Here is a 19,354-nt window from a genome sequence, read left to right as displayed (position 1 = left end):
AAAGGGATTCAGCGTCCGACCGGCTGATACTCGAAGCCCTGAGAGCGCACCAACTTCGGGTCGTACAAATTGCGCCCGTCGAAGATCAACGCATTCTTGAGACTGGTTTTGAGCAGGTCGAAGTCTGGGCTGCGGAACTCCTTCCACTCGGTGACGATGATCAGTGCGTCAGCGCCAACCAGGGCCTGGTTGGGCCCGCTGGCATAGGTCAAGCCAGGCAGTGGGCCGAACACACGCTGGGCCTCCTGCATGGCCACCGGGTCATAGGCTGTGATGGTCGCCCCGGCCTGAAGCAAATCGGCCACCAGCTCTCGGCTGGGTGCGTCACGCATATCGTCGGTGTTGGGCTTGAAGGCCAAGCCCCACAGCGCGAAGTGCTTGCCGTCAAGCCTGTCGCCCAGGCGCGCCTTGACCTTGTTGGCCAGCACATGTTTCTGGCGGTTGTTGGCAGACTCCACAGCCGTCAAGACCTGAAGCTCGATGCCGGCCTCGTCGGCAGCCGTCTTGATCAGCGCCTTGACGTCTTTTGGAAAGCAGGAGCCGCCGTAACCGCAGCCAGGGTAGAGAAAGTGATAGCCGATGCGAGGGTCCGAACCAATTCCCTGGCGCACCATCTCGATGTCTGCCCCCAGCTTTTCGGCCAGGTTGGCCAGTTCGTTCATGAAGCTGATGCGGGTGGCCAGCATTGCGTTGGCGGCATACTTGGTCAACTCGGCACTGCGCACGTCCGTCACGATCAGTCGTTCATGATTGCGCTGGAACGGCGAATAGAGCGCCCGCATCAAGTGCACGGCCTGCTCATCATCGGCACCGACGACAATCCGATCCGGCCGCATGAAGTCCTCGACGGCGGCCCCCTCCTTCAGGAACTCCGGATTCGACACCACCGCGTAAGGCGTCTGCACGCCTCGCGCCGCCAGCTCCTCGGCAATCGCGGCCCGCACTTTGTCGGCCGTGCCGACCGGGACGGTGCTCTTGTCAACGACGACCTTGTAGTCCGTCATGAGCCGGCCAATATTGCGCGCCGCAGCCAGCACGTACTTGAGGTCGGCCGAGCCATCTTCATCCGGCGGCGTGCCCACCGCAATGAACTGGATCGTGCCATGCTTGACTGCGCGCTCCTGGTCCGTGGTGAAGTGCAAACGCCCGGCCGCAACATTGCGTCGGACCATCTCCTGCAAGCCCGGCTCATGGATGGGAATACCGCCCTCTTCCAGTATCTTGATTTTGTTGACATCGAGATCAAGACACAACACATCGTTGCCGACCTCGGCAAGGCATGTGCCGCTGACCAAACCCACATACCCGGTTCCGATGACGGTGATTTTCATTCGCTTCTAACTGTTTGACTTGCGAGCCGTTGGCCACCATGGCGGACTCATGTTTCTGAATGATACGCAGAGCCAGGGGCATACCGCGAACCAGCTGATGTTCATTCCATCGAAAAACCACATTTTCCACGCCCTGGCGCCTCCGGTTCAGGCAAAAGAATGCGGGTGACCCGGTCATGGCGGCGTCGATCGGTCAGGCAGCATTTCACGACGAGTTTCGCGCGAATTAGCAGCGCGAGACCGCGTCACCGCCTTGAGTGTGCGCTTGCCGTTGAACAGAAGACTGAACACATCGAATCGCCCCACCAACAGCAAATGAATCAAGGCAGTCGACGCAAAAACAATCACAACACACAATGCAAAATTGATCCCAGCAGGCATATCGAACGGCATAAGCATTACACCAACCACAGCCACCAATAGATGGTGAAACAAAAATATCGTGTAACTTGCCTCGGCCAGAAAGGTAGTAAAGCTCGTGGCTTTGAAAAAGAATTTCCGAAATAGGCGTAACACACCGGCGATCGAAACCCAAACCAATACCTGACAAAATGCCAACATTCCCTCAGCCTGCCACCTGGATAAACTATCCAGGGACTGATGAATAAATACCGCGAGCGGCACAGCAGCGATTGAAAAATAAATGGGGGTCTGCAAAAAGATCACTAGCCAGTCCCGCCGGACAAAAAGCAGGGCACCGCCGGCAAAGTAGGGCCCGTAGGTAGCCAGGTCAAACAGCGTCGCGAGACCTGCGACGGAGTCGTATGCGAACGGCGTCAATCTCGCCAGCGCCACCGTTAAAAAACTGAAGCCCGAGAGGCCCAACAGCAAACCGAACGGCGTCGGTACCGGGACGGAATCGAACCAACGAACCCGTTTCAGAATCGGCATCAGCACGAGCAGGGTCGCAGTGAATACAATCAGGTCAACCAGAAACCAGAGATGATATACAGGTACCTGCCCCGTGGAGAGGCGCTGTAGCCACCACCTGCCGTGATAAACATCAGAATGAATGACCTGCAGAACGTTCAATGTCGCAAATGAAAACAGCAGTGGCACGAGCAATCGCTGCATGCGCTGGATAGCGACTTCCCTGGCACTCATCTTGGACAGAGCAAGCGCAAAGAAATAGCCGGAAACAAAGAAAAAGGCCGGCATTCGGAAAACATGAATGGCCCCGACCAACAAATCAAAGGCGTAGCTTCTTTCCCGGCCAACAATCAGCCAGTTACCGTTTACGGCATAGATAGAGGCGCTGTGCAGAACGATACCAAGCATCATCAGACAGCCGCGTGCAGCATCCAGCGAAGCGTCACGGCCGGTACTCGTCATGATCAAAGCACCATCTCGGGCGCTGCGGAACCTGCCAACGACGGAACTGCCGACGGCTGACTTGGCCGGTGCCGGCAGCTGCACATTGGCCGACCGACTTGCGCCTGATTGCATGAGACCATAGGGCGTTGGCGGACATCCCTGCGCACCGAAGTCCGCCCAGGCACAGGCGTCGGTCGGAAGCACAAAATTGACGATGCGTCGAGGTTTGGTGGATCATTCGCAATCCCAGGCCAGTCCGCCGAGGGATACGCGCTTCCAAGCCGCCGCAGACTGCCTGCGGGGTCGGCCGCATGCTGCTCAACTTTGACCAGAAGCTTGACCGATACTATTTCCATAGAAACTATCAGTCCCGCGCGCCGATTGCATTGGTGCGCCTTCGCACATTCGACTGCTTGTGCTGATACCCGAGTGAGCCGGGAGCAAGCCCGGACTTTGATGGTTGAGGTTTACGCGGCCGGAAAGACTGATCAATAGCATTGAAATCTGCCATCATATAACCCTCGCCAAAATAGCCCGGGCTGCCATAAAGGGACGACTTTTTCCGGCAATAGCCAACAAAGAGGTTGCCGTTTACGTTGATGTTCTCCGCCTTCACCGGGGCGATTGCATTGAGGAGGAACGGATAGACCTGATGCTTCTGGTTGTCAAAATACTGAGTGAAGGCCACGAAGGTATTGTGCTCAACGGTCAACGCCCATGGCCTAGTAGTGTCAAAACGTCCTATCGAGCCCTCAGCGGCATAGGCCAGCGATGCCCCATTGGTATTATCGCCAGAAGCGGTCTTGACAAATATATTGTTTCGGGCCGTAAGAACGCCGCCGTCCGGAACGTCCACAAGATAGGACTCCCGCATCTCCCCAGGTTTCGTCGCGCGTGACCCTTGGAAATAGTTTCCCTCTAAAATGTTAACTTGCGCACGCGACTTGAATAGATGACCATACCGAGCATCATGCGACCATGACCCCAGCATTTTCACCGTGAATTTGCTGTCGTCTTTGCTGTAATTTATATAGATATTGTGTTCCGGACCATTTCCGCCGCCATTCCCCGACAATTCAACACCCTCAATCAACATTGTCCCTGAGTTGTCAGATGTTCCAAATATTCCGTTGGCGCTTCTGTTCTCAAATCCATGAATTCTCAAGTTTCTCAACGTGACATTCTTGCCGCCATTGATGTATATACCTGCCTTCCCGATCCGCCCCAGACCGGTATCGTTTGAAATAACCTCCAGATTCTCAATGGTGATGCCTTCCGACTTGTCAATGTAAATCAGAGACTGACCCAAGGTGGCATTGCTGGCGCCGGTGGCCGGAAGCTTTATGACGGGGCGCACTCCATTCACGGTGATTCCGCGCACGGTTATATTCTTTGGCACATTGGCATTCTTGCTGGAGTAGTCTGCTTCGCTATCGAAATTTGGCCCGATGTAAATCTGCTGATCTTCACCCTCATAAATCGCGGGATAGATCTCAAACACGTCGCCATTCTTCCACTGGGTGAACAGCGCACGACGGAATGGCCCCACACTCGCGTCATGCCCGTCCGTGTTGTTTGGCGCACTGCGGTGACCACCAAGTTTGGTATAACTTGCGATGAGTCGGCCATCTCGCAAATGACGAATCAGCGGTACTCCGCTAACCGCGCCACGCACTTGCGGACGAACTGTTGATTCACGCCACTCCCATTGCGCCGGAAAGTCATTCGAACTGCAATAGTCGCTGGAGAAACTCGTCGGCGGGGAATATCCCTCCTCATCCAGTGACTGAATCGTAGGCCCGGCCGCCGTGTCAGCCACATCAGCCTTGCTAGCCCCCCCACAAGCCACGAGCTGGGAAAGCACAATTGCACCAGCGACGAACCCTGTCATCGCAGGCCGAAATGGCAATAGAAGGCTCATCACACTCCAATCAAAAGACTTTATCGATGGAATTCCACAGCCGCGAACGACAGCCGCGATCTTGTCAACCATCACGCGCGACCGGATCTTGATATTCCAAATAGTTCGACAAGACCGCGCGGACCGACCTGAATCAAGACCACTCCAATATAAATCATGGCCGCCGTGATGAGTTGGCAAATCAGACCAAGCCAACCATCTACGAAACCCCAGTTGCGATCAATAAAAATCAGCGACAAGGCCATTAGCGCACAACCGAAAATGGCAGAGGATACCGATGCCCAGACTTTTCGCGCGCTAATACCAAAGAGACGGCAACTGAACAATACAGACAAGCCACCGACCAATAAAATATTCAATGCAGCGAGCGCAGTCAGGCCGATCAGTCCAAACTCAGCGGCATACAGCACTCCCGAGGCGGACACAATCAAGCCGAACAATTGAATTTTCGCTGTATATTTTGCTTTTCCGGTCGCATTGATGGGCAAGCTGAAAAGCTCCCCCATCAGTTTAACGGGCATCAGCAAACATAGTATGGCCAATGGTTGAATGACACTCCCCCACTGCTTACCAAAAACCAAAGGCACAATCGACGCGGCCACACAGGCCATGCCAATAGTCAATGGGAATATGATCAATGCGGTGAGGGATACCGACTTCAACAGAAATCTCTCAATGCCGGCAGCATCATGCTTTGATTGCGCGAAAGCGGGATAGAGAGTCTGATTCACGATGGGCATCATCTTGCTCATGGGCAGCAACGAGAACACCGTGGCCACCGCATAGACTCCCATCATTTCCGCGCCAAGTTTTGGCCCGGCAAGCAATGTTATGACCCTGGCCGACAGAACGGCCATCACACTTCCGGCGAGCACGACCGAGCCATAGCCGATGAGATGGCGGATGTCTTGGAATCTAAAGGCCGGGCGGATGATCCATGGAAGCCAGTAGGCGAGCAGTGCCACGCGAATCGCCGGATTTATGACGACAACGGCAACCAGGGCCCACACGCCTGCCCCTGACAAGGCCAGGATCAGACTCAGGACCGATGCAACGAACGCCGCGATCATCTCGATCTGAGACTTCAACTTGAAGTCAAGGGCCGCATCCAGCAGTGCATTTGGAATGATTCTGAACGGAGCCAGCAAAAATATAGTGGCCGAAACACGGATCAGAGGCGCCAGACGCGGTTCGCCAAAATAGAGAGCAATCAAGTCTGCTGACAATTGCAGCATAGCGAAAATAAGCCCGTTGGCGATCAGCAGCACACCAAAAGCAGATGACAACTGCTTCTCGTCGTACCGGCCAAAACGAATCAACGCTGCATCGATGCCCAGAGAGCTGAACAAGAGGCACAGTTCGATGGGCACCTCGATCATTGCATTGAGCCCGTAATCATGGGGATGCAGCAATCGAATAATGATCAAGGTCACCAGCCAGCTGATACTTTGGCTTGTGATGCGGGACAGGGCAGCCCATTTGACGCCAGACGCCAATCGACCACCTAAATTGCCTCCTTGGTCGGTTTTACTCATTTATTACCAGCGGGTTAAGTCGATTAATTCAATGAACTACGTCATGAAAATAGTTGCATGATATTTGGAAATGCACCCGCGGCAGCGAATATGCCCAAAGCGCCAGTCGCGGCAATTCAAACAGACTGCTCTGCCGAGTTGCAACACCACCTCCGGTCGAAACGGCATATCGAAAGCCCGCTCTTTTGACTATTTCAACATGCTCCGAAGTGTAGTCAACGCCCGTTCGGCCATTGGGATAAGCAAAGCCTTTGACCTCAGCACCAATCACTGACTCCAAACGCTGCTTGCTGTAGGTGATTTCGTATTCCGCCTGGGCTCGACTTGCCGCCTTGAGGATCGGGTGCCGGTGACTGTGCGCACCAATTTCGAAGCCCTCTGCGTGAAAACGCCGCACCGAGTCTTCGTCCAGCACGCCACTGACTTCCAAAGGATCTTGAATGATGCCCTCCAGTTGTGTCATGACGGCTTCTCGAAACTCAAGCGTTTGATACTTCAAATCGTCAACCAGCTTTTTGACCAGTCTTTTCCGCTGCGATATCTCCTGCAAGTTGGTAAAGTGCTGGTATCGGGGCGGCATCCACGGCACCGAGTCCGGCAATTGCCGAACAATGTCGACAATGCGCTCGCTCCACAATCTGACCCCGTCCAATTGTTCCGTTGTGATAAAAAAAGTGGCCGGGAGGCCAAACTTTTTGAGCTGTGGAGCGACGGTCTCATCCCACTGAAGGTATCCGTCGTCAAAAGTCAGTGCCATGCTACGGGTGTCAAGCGTGCCTGACTGGAGTTGGTCCACGGCCTTATTCAGCCCGATGACGTTGAAGTTGTCCTTGACCAAGGCCAGGACTTTCTCAAACTCTGCTGCGATAGGCTCCGCTGGCCCCAGAGGATCTACGGACTCTGGCACTTTGTGAAACAACAAGGTGGTCAGAGCCGCTTCCTCGCCTTTTCGAGAGAGCAGAGTCATCAGTGCTTTCAAAAGCATATGCTAGAGAAGGTCCGTTTTTTCATTATCATGGGTAGGCGCATCTATCCATGCTTGGCTGTCCGGTGCTGGGAAGGATGATTCACTGAAACATCCGAGGCAATATCGCCCGGCTTACTGAGACACTTCTTTCCCCTTTTTACGCCAGCTGCGAATTCGTTCGAGCAAAGGTTGCTCCACCTTGAAGGAAAACAGTATCGGCAAGAGCACGGCTGGCACCAAACAATAGATGGCGGCAAGAGATACAGGCACGTCGCCTCGGCGCATTATCCACTTGAGTGACTCCTGGGCAATCATGATCACAATCACGTGCCATAGATAGATTGAGTAGGACGCCGTTCCTAGATGCAACAGCCATGCGGGCAGCTGAAGTCGATCCTGCTGTTCCAAACGCACCGCGCCAAGAATCATCATTCCAGAGCCCAATGCATAGGCCAAGTGCCTGGGTGGCCACTCGACGCCCTTGTGAGGTCCAAAAGATTCCAGAAGTCCCGCGCCGAAGAAGAGCACAAAGCCTGCCAGCAGGAAATAGACGCCATGCTTGGGCAAGCGAACACAAAGCCCGGCCACAGCCATGCCGACAAAGAAGTGAAGATTAAAGATGCGAAATACGAGGCCGCCAAAAATATAATCAGTCCAGTAAGCAAAGATAACATTTACCAATGTTAGCGCCGCCCATGCAGCCAAGACCACGACGCCAAGCCATCGATGAATGAACAACAACCCGAACAACCCATAGAAAAGGAGCTCGTGGCTGAGCGACCAGGCAACGCCGAGAATTTGGCCATGCTGATTGGGAGTCAGGATGATGGCCGATATAATCGAGCTCAATTCTCGCTCATGGCGCGCTGCTGTCGGACTGAAAAGCAATATCAAGCCGAAAGTGCACAAGACGATCCAGTAAACGGGATAAATACGCACGAACCGCTTGAACCAATAGCTTCCCAATGCAGACTTGTCTCCGATGTCCTTGGCATGCATGTAATAGATGATGAAGCCACTCAGGACGAAGAAAAAGTCAACACCGGCGTGCCCGAAGCGGAACAAGCCACCGAAAGGCATTTCCGGAAACTTATTGGCTTGTGTGAGCATGGAGCTGACGTGCACCAGCACCACCAACACAGCCGCCAGACCACGCGCCGCCTCGATCGATTGCAGCTTTCCCAGATGGCGGGAAGTCGTCATGCCGGCACCTCTGGCTCAAATGGATCGCGGCCCAAAAACAAAAGATGCCAGCCGGTCAGCATGCTTGATTCGCTGAATCTCTGCGCGACCACGCTGCGGCAGCTGGCGCCCCATTCACACCACAACTGGCGGGAGAGCAGTACCTGCCTCAGCGCGGCAGCGAAGTCGGCATCCTCGGGACGGGACAAGGCTTTCGCCATGGTGCTTGGCACAATGCGCGGTACGTCGCCTACTGACGTTGCGACGACGGGCAGTCCTGCCGCCATAGCTTCCAGCATGGCGATGGGCAGCTGCTCGGTATCGGAGGAGAGAGCAAACAAGTCAAACCGTTCGAGCCAGGCCTGCGGCTTAGCCTGGTAGCCGACAAAATCGACTTGGTCCGCCATGCCGAGCTCGGCGGCCAGTGCCTGCATGGGCTGTTTTTCTGGGCCATCGCCCACGATCAGCAATCGAAGATCGAACTCGTGCCGCAGGCTCTGAGCAGCCCGCAGCAGCCGCCCGATATTCTTCTCAGGCCGCAAGGAGGCCACCGTTCCGATCGTGATCGTTCCGGTCGTGCGGGCTTGCAACGACGCCGGCTCAGGCAACGCCACGCCATTGGGCAGGTAGTACAGGCGGCTCGGCGACAGCTTCCACTGCTGCAAGGCGATGTCGCGCAACGTCATGGACGGGACCAGGACTGGGATCCGCCCCAGCCCGAGCACGATCCGGCGGGTCAGGACGCGGCGCAGCAACTGGCTGGATGCTTCCGCAGGTCCGAAGCCATCTTCAACGTGAAGTTGCCTGCAATGCCGGGGGAAATTGGCCATAGCCCATTCGATGGCGCCCCAGTTATAGGTCAGCAGCAAATCGGCTTTCTGCGACTTCAGCAAGCGGCGAAAGGCGGCACGGTTAGCCATGCCTCCACCACGACGATTCTCGACGGCCAGGGGACGCCAAATCACCTCCGGATTCAGACGCTGCGCCGCATCATGGCAATTGTCCATCGCCACAATTACATGCTCAAACTCCGAGCCGAAAGCGTTTGCCAACTGAACAAAACGTGCTTGAGGCCCGCCAAGCTTGAACGTAGAGAAGGCATGCAGCAGCACACGGCGATCGGAGCGAAGCATCAGCGCTTCCCGTGGACCGCTATCGCTCGGCGCTGGAACTCCGCCGGGTCTGCCACAGGGCTCCAATGCAGGTCGCGTTTGGCATCGCTGCAATCGAACTGGCTCCGCAGTCCACGGGACAGGATGTCGCGCAGGAAGGGGCGATTCACTTTTTGGCCGGCGACGCGTTTGATGAACCACTTGCCAAGCTCGATCAGCCAGAGTCCGGTGGGAGACGAAGGCACAAACTTGAGCGGCCGCCCGAGCGAACGGGCCAAGGCAGCCACGTAACTTCGGGCGTCGGGACGAACGTCGCCAACCAAGTTGTAGGCCTTGCCCGCGGCATCGCGAGCCTCCAGCGCAGCGACGATGGCAGTGGCGCAGTCGTCCACCAACACCCAGGGGAGTGGATTGGATCCGGCATTCCATCCAACGCAGTACTGGTCGTTATTGAAGAATCCCAGCCCGCCGTGAAACGGAGAAGTGCCGGCCCCGATGACCAAGCCCGGACGCAGCACCACCACCTCCATGCCGCCGGACTGGTGCCGAGACAACACCGTCGCGTCTGCCAAGGCCTTGGCATGCGCATAGTCATTGCGCGTGTGCGGCATGGGATCCGTCGGGGTGCTGCCGGTCACCTTCGCCGCTGCATCGCCCAGATACAGCCCGGAGATGGACCCGACGTGCACCAGCCGCTTGACGCCGGCCGCCACGCAGGCGTCTGCCACGAGGCTTGCGGTATCCACCATGGCAGCGCGGATCGCTTCGAAGTTGCCGCCGCCGCCGCCGTGAGCCAGGTTTATCGCGAACGCCACGCCGGCCACCGCGGCTTTCACGTCGCTCGGACTCTTGACATCGCCACGCACGATCTCAACGCCAGCCCTATAAAAAACTTCCTGCAGATTGGCCGCCCCTCGGGCCATGACTCGAACACGGTAGCCCAGCCGCAACAACGCTTCAACCGTATAGGCACCGATGAAGCCGGTTCCGCCAAGTACCGCTACCAGTGCCCCGCTTGGGGGGCTGGCGGCTACGGCCGGGGCGTCTGTTTGCGGCAAGGACTTGAACCCTTGCGCAATCTTGGCGCAGACGTCAACCAAGTGCGAGCCGAACGCGAGGTCAATACGCGGCTTGCCAGTGCTTGCCAAATCTGCATAAAACGCCTCAATGCTGCCCTTCATGCCGAGATAAAAGGCGTCCGAACGCGGCTTCAACTTAATCATCGAGAGCGCGTAGTCGCGCAAGCCGGCAAAGCCCTCGCCGGCCCATTGCCGCGCAGCCTTGCGAGAAGAGATGTAGTTGTCGATGGGCTCCATGTAGGCGGAACGTTCGAGCACGTGGAACTGGTTGCTTGTCATGTCGGCAATCGCCACACCGTCGTCGCAAACCACCGTCATCCTGCAGACAGTGAAATTTGCGCCGACGTGAAATCTCAGACTGACCGGCATGCGCTCGCAAATCATCGACACCTGGCAAGCATTGTGCAGGCCCACGCCAGGGGAGATTTCGATGGGCCGTTCAGCCAACGCGTTCAGCTCCTGAACGGGTCCGGCCAAGTCCACGATTTGAGACAAGGGATGCACCGCCTGCTCAAGCAGGATATTGCCCGGCTCACGGAACATCCAATGGCTGAACTGCCTGGCGCTGAGCTGCCGCAACGGCGCCTCAAAGATATAGCTCATGTACTTTGGCTGTCCGATATTGCCCGACAGCACCATATTCCGCAACTTCAGGTACGCCGGGTTGAAAGCCAGGTTTTGGTTGACGCCGATCACCGCGCCGGAGCGTTGCGCAGCAGCGGCAAAAGCCTGGCATTCGGCGGCCGTTGCGCCCACCGGCTTTTCTATCAATACCGTCTTGCCCGCCTCGACAAAAGGCATCGCCGACATCAAATGCAGGTTCGGCGGCGTGAGCACGTGAAACACGTCCGACGCGGACATCGCAGCGGCTTCCAGGCTGTCGTGAACCACCGGGATCTTGAACTGCGAGGCCATCGCTTCGGCCGCCCCCTGACTAACGTCAAAAACGCCATGCAGACTGACCCCAGGAATGCTCTGAAGAACGGACGCATGCGTGCGCGCGATGTTTCCGGCGCCGATCAGTGTTATTTTTTTGGCTGGCAAAGTAAATTCTCTCGGATTAATTCAATGAGATGGCAAGGGTGTGCGGTGCATCTTCATCTTTCCAACGGGCTGCGCCTCGATGGCGCATTCCTTGGTGACGTGGATACGCAGCACCGCCATGAGCATGATCAAGATATAGGGCAATTCAAAGTAGGCCGCGCTAATCGACGCGCCACCCACCAAATAAGCAATCAGGCAGGCCGCCAGGACATTGGCTAGATCGTGCGCCCACATCAGGTCTGGCCGATTTCGAGTCAGCTGCAATATCCGCCTTCGATGCAAGAACGGCAGCATTAGCACGATCAGGAATAGGAAAAAGCCCACAAAACCCATATCGCCCATCACCTCGAAATAGATGCTATGAGCAGCAGCCGGATAAGTGGCCTCTCCGGTTTCAATGAAACCAAGAATACCTTGCTTGTGCTTGAACTGAGAAAACAGCGCGGGTGCCTGAACGGAGTGGAATCCACCGCCGAATACGGGATTTTCCACGGCGATCGCACTGCCACGTTTCCAAGCCATCACCCGGGTCATGAAAGAAGAATCTTCGTTTGCGGATTTGATGGTCTCCATTCGCTCGGTCCATTCGGCCGGCGCAACCGCGAACACCCCAATGACGACAGCAAAGATGGCGACAAATCCACGAACCTTGTGCCGGCTGAGCAATAAGTACCACAGCGCCAGCGCAAAAAGCGTCAGCAGTCCCGCACGCGACCGGGTCGATATCACGGCAATGACGTTGATCACCAAAGCAGACAAAGAAAGGTATCGGGTCACTCGTGCGGCCGAGTAGGTATAAAGATACCCCAATACCGGGATAACCATGGCGACCAGCACTGCCAGGTGATTATTGTCGCCCAGCTTTGAATTTCCGCGCGAAATATGCCCGCCAGCAGTGATGATGAATTTCAGTCCATCCAAGATGCCATGAAACCCCGCGGAGAGCGCCAACACTATCATAAAGACATGAATCCGATACCTGTTCGTAACGAGCAATGGCATCACCAGGCAATAGATCAAGGTCTTGAGCAGGTTGCCGCACAACTCCCAGTTTCTATACACTTCCGGATAGGCAAATGCCGCAGCCAGGCTGGCGTGCACGCCAAATACAAAGAACCAAATACTCGTGCTATCAGGTGAAAAGCCTACTGCGCCGGGGTCTTTTTTGATCAAGAACAACAACAACGTCAGTAGCGCAAACACCTGGACATACGGGATGCTCTGCATGAAACCATAGGCGAAGGTCTGAATCGCAACCAGCCCGGCCCAACCCCACAGCAGATAGGCACTGAATACGCCGCGTGCAGCCAGTGATATCAGAATCACCATGAAGAACAGCAAAACCAGGTCACGCACGATTTCTGAGACCCATTCGAGCCGGATTGGGCTCATTTTTCGTTAGTTTGAACGCAAACAGGCCCAGGTGCATGGGTTCGCTTGACGTGCGACTACGAGCAACCAACCGAAGCAACAGCATGGTCAGGCAAAGCTCGACCACGACCAGAAGAAACTCAATCATGAGCTGATTATTCCCTTGGCATTCCGCCGCGCAATACCGTCGAATATTCGCAACTGCCCTGCCGTCGTCGAATCCCAAGCGAAACCAGTCGCATAGGCGCGGGTATCAGCTCGATTCGGCCAGTCGCCTTCCAGCTGTGCCCAGGCCTTCACGAGGCCCGCAGCGTTACGCTCGGGCATCAAAACACCTGCCGCAGGAACTGCGACGACTTCCGGTGTGCCCCAAATGTTGGAGGCGATCACAGGGGTGCCGCAGGCCATCGATTCAAGCAACACGTTTGCCCATCCTTCCCGGCTGGAACATAGTACTAAGGCATCGGCGGCGCTGTACCAGGACTTGAGCTGAAGCTGAGGAACAATGCCGACAAATCGAACCCGCGTCGCCACACCAAGGGACGCAGCCTGCTGCTCGAGCGCAGATCGCTCCGGTCCACCACCGACAATCAACAAGCTGATGTCATGAGGTAGGCTAGCGAGTGCCTCGATGGCAATGTCGTGCCCCTTGCGTTCAATCAGGTGCCCGACCGAGAGCAACAGCCTGCCAGGGCTCGGCAGGCCAAGCTTTTGGCGGGCGGAAAGTTGGTCTTCAGGCTGGAAGCGCTCCAGGTCAACGCCATTCCTGAGGGTGTGGAGCTTCTCCGGTGCGGCTCCAAACCCTTGCAACGCCGTCATCAGCGCTTGGCAGACCCCGATCGACGCCGACGCACGCTCGGCCGTCTCGAGAATCAGCTGCCTGGGACGGGCATGCTGGGGAATGAGGTTCAGATCCGTGCCCCGAGCCGTGACAACGAACGGTTTCTCAAGCCATCGGGCCAGCAAGCCGGCCGCGACGCCATCGGGGTAGTAGTAGTGCGCGTCGATCAGGTCGAAGTCAAACCCCTCACGCTGCAGTTTGCGGATGGTTGCCAGCGCGCCCAGCGCCAGAGTGTACGGCGCGACATTCATGCCCACTCTTGGCGGCAGCAGGTAGCGTGGATGGTGAACCTCGACTCCATGACGCTCTTCGACGGACGGTGTGGCGGCGAATAGGCCGTACTCGCCAAACGATTTGCCCTTGAACGGGAACCACGGCACAGGGGCCACGACCTTGGCTTCCACCTGCCCGGTCTTCAGCAACTCGCGAAGGCGCGTTTCAACAAAGATGCCGTGAATGGGACGCGCAGCGCTCGGATAGAGCGTAGAAAAGAGCAACACCCGCAGCGGCCGTACAGTGTCCGGCTGCTGCGCAGCGGCGTCAGGTTTTGGCAATGTATTCATATTGGAGCGTCTGCGACGGCGGAGCGCTGTGCCAACGCAACAACGCGCTTCGCATTGGACAGCCACGTCAATTCAAGGCGATCAATGGTTGCAAGCGCACCCGCCTCCAGCTTGTGCCGCAGTTCTGCATCATTGCACAAGCTGCTCAGCCCGGCCTCGAACTTCAGGGGCTCCGAGGCATCGAAAAGCCAGGCATTCGTGCCGTCGGTGAGGACCTCCCGGAGGTTCGGCGAGTTTGGGGCAATCACGGCCTTGCCCAAAGCCAAGTACTCCATCAACTTGAGCGGCGACGCGTAAGGGACCACAGCGGGCTGCAGGGCGATGTCGAATGCAGCGACATAACTTGGCACTTCATCTCGATGCACCACACCCGTGAAACGGACCCGCTCGCTCAAACCGAGGCGGCTGGCCTGCGCCTCCAGCGCCGCGCGTTCCGGGCCGTCACCCACCATCAACAGGTGCACGTGGCGCGGCGCCGCTGCGCTCGCCATCCAGTTGATCACACGGTCAACGCCATGCCAGTCTCGAACGAAACCGGTAAAGCCCAGCACCAGCTTATCGGACAAGCCCAGATCTGCCTTCGCCTGGGCCGCTGCGGGTGCTATGGCAAAGTGCGCCTTGTTGATGCCATTGGGTATGACCTGGATGCGCTCTGCAGGCACGTCGTAGGCCGCCACATGCTCGGCCAACACGTTCGTAACCGGAAGCACAAAGTCGGCCGAACGCCATGCGCGGCGTTCCGCCCACTTCGCCAAGCCACGCAAGGACAAGCCTCCACTGTGCTGCGAGCGCTCGAACACCAGCGGAGCATTGACCTCCAGCAGAAAAGGAATCTTCAGTTTGCGCTTGAGCATCGCGCCGCTGAGCAGGTACAGGTTGTAGCGCTCGTAGATGACGTCTGGCTGGAACTCCCGCGCCGCGGCCAGCAGCTTGCGGTAGGCAATCCACGAGTACGCCAGCTCCATAAGTTCATAAAGCGCTTTCGGAAGGCGCTCTTTGAGTCGGTGGACCCAACCCATGTCAGCACCCATTCGCCCTCCCCCATGCCCTTGTTCAGAAGCGGCTTCCCCACCCACGGGCGAAACGACCCGCACCTGATGGCCCAGGACGCGCATGGCCTCGATCATTTCCTCGATATGGACGGCCTGCCCGTCTTTTGAGGCGGTTCGGTGGTGATAGAGTATTTTCATGAATTGGGAACGCCTTGCCAGCCTGCACAAGAAAAGGGTCAGCCACTGGGAATGCCCTCGGGTCCCTTACGGCCGGCATGCTTGAAGCAGTACTTTGCTTCAGTGAATCAAATCAGCCTTGCGACCTTGATAGCCGGAAACCGGCACACCAAGCAGTTGAGTGAACGTCGACAGTATGTCCCGGATGAACGCATTTTCGCTGTGAACCTTGTGCCCCGCGGACTGAATCCACAGGCAGCCATCGGGGTGATGTCGGCCACTTTTGAGGCCTTCGATCTTGTATAAGATGTCGAAAAAGCTTGTATGCAGATTTGCGTCCAGCGTCGATGCCACGCGAGTTTGAGCAGGCAGGACGTTGCGAATTTGAGAGCCAAAATACAGACTGTTGAGCTCTGACTCATCAAATCCAAATACCGCTTTCCCATCGACGTGCACCGCTTCAAGCCGCTTTCTTGCTTGAGCGGCGACGTCGGCACTCTCGAAACGAGCCAGATACTGGTGCGTCATCACCGGCTGTATGGTTTTGGCTTGCAGGCCCAGGAGTTGGATTGAATTCAACAAGAATTACTTTCTTCATAAGAACTCTTCACGCGTTGGCTTGATGTATTCCTTCAACTGCGTGCCCACATTGTTCAGGCGCTCGTCGAAGCGAGACCTAGTGATGCATCCGCATGACGATGCGCCGACTGGACGCCCTCGCCGCTGCATTTGAGAAAGGCATCGAACATCAGCAAAGCCCAGAGCGACACCGAATGATCCCGCAGCCCACTTTGGTGCTGATCCACCATCGTCTTCAACACGTGCTGGTTGAAAAAACCGGTGTCAGCCATCCGCGGCCCCAGCACCGCATCTCTCGTACGCTGGGCCAACGGGCCGCGCAGCCACTTGGCCAATGGCACCGAGAAACCCATTTTCGGACGGTAAAGAATGTCCGCCGGCAGCTTCGGCTCAAATGCTTTCTTCAGCAGCCACTTCCCTTCCCCGTCATGCACCTTCATGGCTGTTGGCAAGGTTGCCAGCCATTCCACCAAGCGATGGTCCATCAAGGGCTCGCGAACCTCCAGCGAATGGGCCATGCTGGCCCGGTCCACCTTGGTGTTGATATCGCCGACCAGCCAAGTCTTGTAGTCGAGGTACTGGATCAGCGCCAGCGGGTCGTCCGTACCGGCCTGGGCCGCATGCTGGCGGAACAGGTCGAGCGTGCTGTAGCCACCCAAGCTGCGCTTGAAGCCGTCGGAGAACAGGGCGGCTCGCTCATCGGTCCGCAGTATCGACATGCTGTGCTGGTAGGCCTGAGCTGCGTCCATGGCCAAGGCTTGAAAAGTCGTTTTTGCGCGGAACATGCGCGGCGCCCAGTCGGCCTTCGGATAGAGCTGCCCAAGGGCGCCGAACACGGGCCGGCGCAGACCGATGGGCATCGCCTGCCGGGCCTTCTCTTCGGCGAGGTGGAGCCGGTAGCGACGGTAGCCGCCAAAGGTCTCATCACCACCATCACCCGAAAGCGCCACCGTCACATGCTTTCGCGCCAGTTGGCAGACCCGGTAGGTCGGAATCGCCGAGCTGTCGGCAAACGGCTCGTCGTACAGCCAAGCCAGGGTGTCGATCAGGTCAAAGTCGTCGCTCTTGACGATCTCCAGCCGATGGTCGGTGTGGTAGCGGGTCGCAACCTGCTGTGCAAAGGCCGACTCATTGAAGGCAGGATCATCAAATCCGATCGCGCAGGTCCGCACGGCTTGATTGCTAAGCCCGGCCATCGTGGCCACCACAGCGCTCGAATCGACTCCGCCGGACAAAAACGCTCCCAGCGGCACATCAGCGATCATGCGCAGGCGCACAGACTCATCCATGCGCCCCAACAGTTCCGCCTGAGCGTCTCTCTCTGAGATCGGATTGTCCAGCGTGAACTTGACGTCCCAGTAGGAGCGCGGCTCGGGCAGTCTTTGCATGCCGTGCCGCAGGGTCAGCACATGGCCAGCCGCCAGCTTATGCGCGTTGCGATAGATGCAACGTGGGTCAGCAACGTATCCGAGAGCGAAGTACTCCTCCACAGCGAGCGGATCAATCTGGCGTTGAAACTCGGGATGGGCAGTGAGCACCTTCAGTTCGGATCCGAAGATCAGCGTGCCGTCGGGCAACAGTGCGTAGTGCAGGGGCTTGACGCCCATGCGGTCGCGCGCCATGAAAAGGGTCTGGCGATTGCGGTCCCAGATCACAAAGGCGAACATGCCGCGCAGGCGGTGCACGCAGTCCTCGCCCCAGCTCTCCCAGGCATGAACAATGACCTCGGTGTCGCTGCGCGTCTTGAACTGATGCCCCAGCGCCTTCAGCTCGGGCACCAGCTCCTGATAGTTGTAGATCTCGCCATTGAAGACAATGACAACCGACCCGTCTTCGTTGAACTGCGGCTGAATGCCTGTCTCCAGGTCGATGACCGACAGGCGGCGGTGCCCGAACGCAAGACCTGGCTCCAGGTGCAGATCGTCTTCATCCGGGCCTCGATGGGCCTGTATGTCATTGATTCGACGTATCAGCTCACGCGGAAAGTCTCTCTTGTTCCGCGTGTCAAATAGCCCGGATATTCCGCACATGCTCGGTGGCGCCCAGGAACTACAAACGCCACAGCTTGAAACCTGCCGCCTGGATTTCGGCGATCGGGAAGGCAGCCTTGACGTCGATGAACGCCCCCCCCTTCACCAACTTCTTGCTCAAGTCGTCAATCGTCAGCTGAGAAAACTCGGTATGCGCCACCGCCGCGACGATGGCATCGGCCCGCGGCAGCTCATCCCAGGGGAACAGGCGCACGCCGTACTCGTGCAGCGCCTCCTCGATCTCGGCCTGCGGGTCACTGACGAAGACTTCAACTCCATAGGATTGCAACTCCTTGATGATGTCGATGACCTTGGAGTTGCGCAGGTCGCCGCAGTTCTCCTTGAAGGTCAGCCCCAGCACATTGACCCGCGCTCCCTTGATGTAGCTGCCCGCCGCAATCATGTGCTTGATGGTCTGCTCGGCAATGAACTTGCCCATGCCGTCGTTGATGCGCCGGCCGGCCAGGATCACCTGCGGGTGATAGCCCAGCATGTCGGCTTTGTGGGTCAGGTAGTAGGGGTCGACACCGATGCAGTGCCCCCCCACCAGCCCCGGCTTGAACTTGAGGAAGTTCCACTTCGTGCCGGCGGCCTCCAGCACCTCGGTGGTGTCGATGCCCAGCTTGTCGAAAATGATCGCCAGCTCGTTCATCAGCGCAATGTTCAGGTCGCGCTGGGTGTTCTCGATGACCTTTGCCGCTTCTGCCGCCTTGATGCTGGAGGCGCGGTGCACGCCCGGAACAATTATCCTCTCGTAGAGCTCGGCGACCTTGTCGAGCGTCTCCGGCGTGTCACCCGAGACAATCTTCAGGATCTTGGTCAGCGTGTGTTCCTTGTCACCCGGGTTGATGCGCTCGGGCGAGTAGCCGACGAAGAAGTCCTGCTTCCACTTCAGGCCCGACTCTCGTTCCAGGACCGGAATGCAGACCTCTTCGGTGGCACCGGGGTAGACGGTGGATTCATAGACGATGATCGCCCCCCTCTTCATGTGTCGGCCCACGCTGCTGCTGGAACCGATCAAGGGACGAAAGTCGGGAATATGGGCGTCGTCAACGGGCGTCGGCACGGCAACGATGATGATGTCGGCTTCGCCCAGCATGGCTGGGTCGGCCGTGTATACCGCTTGCGTCGCAGCCTTCACCTGTTCATCGCTGAGCTCGCGCGACGGGTCCATGCCCGCCTTGCACGACTCGACCTTGGCCACAGCAATATCGAATCCGATGGTGCGCATCTGCTTGCCGAACTCCACCACCAAGGGCAGGCCCACATAGCCCAGGCCAATCACTGCCACCGTACTCATCAAAGCTTCCCCTATT

General features: G+C 57.3%; 14 protein-coding genes. All 14 read right to left on the bottom strand.

The genetic code is table 11. The features are described from left to right. Positions 1 to 8: 8 nt before the first annotated feature. The 14 genes from DES47_RS03410 to DES47_RS03345 all read right to left on the bottom strand — a co-directional run bounded on the left by DES47_RS03410 (position 9) and on the right by DES47_RS03345 (position 19,338). Positions 9 to 1,331, bottom strand: a complete 1,323-nt coding sequence (locus DES47_RS03410; protein WP_133699236.1) for a UDP-glucose dehydrogenase family protein — start codon at positions 1,329 to 1,331, stop codon at positions 9 to 11. Positions 1,332 to 1,505: 174 nt separating this feature from the next. Beyond that, positions 1,506 to 2,663: an acyltransferase family protein gene (locus DES47_RS03405; RefSeq protein WP_208114888.1), complete on the bottom strand. Its 1,158-nt coding sequence runs from the start codon at positions 2,661 to 2,663 to the stop codon at positions 1,506 to 1,508. A gap of 346 nt (positions 2,664 to 3,009) precedes the next feature. Next, a complete protein-coding gene (locus DES47_RS03400) occupies positions 3,010 to 4,641 on the bottom strand; it encodes a right-handed parallel beta-helix repeat-containing protein (protein WP_208114887.1) in 1,632 nt (543 codons plus the stop codon). Continuing rightward, positions 4,638 to 6,101: a lipopolysaccharide biosynthesis protein gene (locus DES47_RS03395; RefSeq protein ID WP_133699233.1), complete on the bottom strand. Its 1,464-nt coding sequence runs from the start codon at positions 6,099 to 6,101 to the stop codon at positions 4,638 to 4,640. The genes DES47_RS03400 and DES47_RS03395 overlap by 4 nt, the downstream gene beginning before the upstream one ends. A gap of 28 nt (positions 6,102 to 6,129) precedes the next feature. Further along, positions 6,130 to 7,080: a polysaccharide deacetylase family protein gene (locus tag DES47_RS03390; RefSeq protein WP_208114886.1), complete on the bottom strand. Its 951-nt coding sequence runs from the start codon at positions 7,078 to 7,080 to the stop codon at positions 6,130 to 6,132. Between the two features lie 120 nt (positions 7,081 to 7,200). Beyond that, a complete protein-coding gene (locus DES47_RS03385) occupies positions 7,201 to 8,271 on the bottom strand; it encodes an acyltransferase family protein (RefSeq protein ID WP_133699231.1) in 1,071 nt (356 codons plus the stop codon). After that, positions 8,268 to 9,383: a glycosyltransferase family 4 protein gene (locus tag DES47_RS03380; protein WP_166651829.1), complete on the bottom strand. Its 1,116-nt coding sequence runs from the start codon at positions 9,381 to 9,383 to the stop codon at positions 8,268 to 8,270. The genes DES47_RS03385 and DES47_RS03380 overlap by 4 nt, the downstream gene beginning before the upstream one ends. After that, positions 9,383 to 11,485, bottom strand: a complete 2,103-nt coding sequence (locus DES47_RS03375; protein WP_133699229.1) for an NAD-dependent epimerase/dehydratase family protein — start codon at positions 11,483 to 11,485, stop codon at positions 9,383 to 9,385. Before DES47_RS03375 ends, DES47_RS03380 begins: the two co-directional genes overlap by 1 nt. A gap of 21 nt (positions 11,486 to 11,506) precedes the next feature. Beyond that, entirely contained in the window at positions 11,507 to 12,841 is a 1,335-nt protein-coding gene (locus DES47_RS03370; protein WP_166651828.1) for a putative O-glycosylation ligase, exosortase A system-associated, read from the bottom strand. A 159-nt stretch (positions 12,842 to 13,000) separates the two neighbouring features. Further along, the gene (locus DES47_RS03365) at positions 13,001 to 14,260 is read right to left on the bottom strand and encodes a glycosyltransferase family 4 protein (RefSeq protein ID WP_133699227.1); all 1,260 of its coding nucleotides are present in this window, start codon (positions 14,258 to 14,260) and stop codon (positions 13,001 to 13,003) included. Next, complete coding sequence (locus tag DES47_RS03360; RefSeq protein ID WP_133699226.1) at positions 14,257 to 15,450, bottom strand: glycosyltransferase family 4 protein; 1,194 nt, start codon at positions 15,448 to 15,450, stop codon at positions 14,257 to 14,259. Before DES47_RS03360 ends, DES47_RS03365 begins: the two co-directional genes overlap by 4 nt. 99 nt (positions 15,451 to 15,549) lie before the next feature. Continuing rightward, complete coding sequence (locus DES47_RS03355) at positions 15,550 to 16,011, bottom strand: hypothetical protein (protein WP_133699225.1); 462 nt, start codon at positions 16,009 to 16,011, stop codon at positions 15,550 to 15,552. A gap of 71 nt (positions 16,012 to 16,082) precedes the next feature. Next, on the bottom strand, positions 16,083 to 18,038 hold the full coding sequence (locus DES47_RS03350; RefSeq protein WP_133699224.1) for an XrtA/PEP-CTERM system amidotransferase: 1,956 nt from the start codon (positions 18,036 to 18,038) through the stop codon (positions 16,083 to 16,085). Between the two features lie 19 nt (positions 18,039 to 18,057). Beyond that, on the bottom strand, positions 18,058 to 19,338 hold the full coding sequence (locus tag DES47_RS03345) for a nucleotide sugar dehydrogenase (RefSeq protein WP_133699223.1): 1,281 nt from the start codon (positions 19,336 to 19,338) through the stop codon (positions 18,058 to 18,060). Positions 19,339 to 19,354: the final 16 nt, after the last annotated feature.

This window comes from Roseateles toxinivorans (assembly GCF_004362525.1).
In the GTDB taxonomy this organism is placed as follows: domain Bacteria; phylum Pseudomonadota; class Gammaproteobacteria; order Burkholderiales; family Burkholderiaceae_C; genus Paucibacter; species Paucibacter toxinivorans.
Note: the sequence above shows the minus strand (reverse complement) of the source record. Positions and strands in the feature narration are given on the sequence as shown.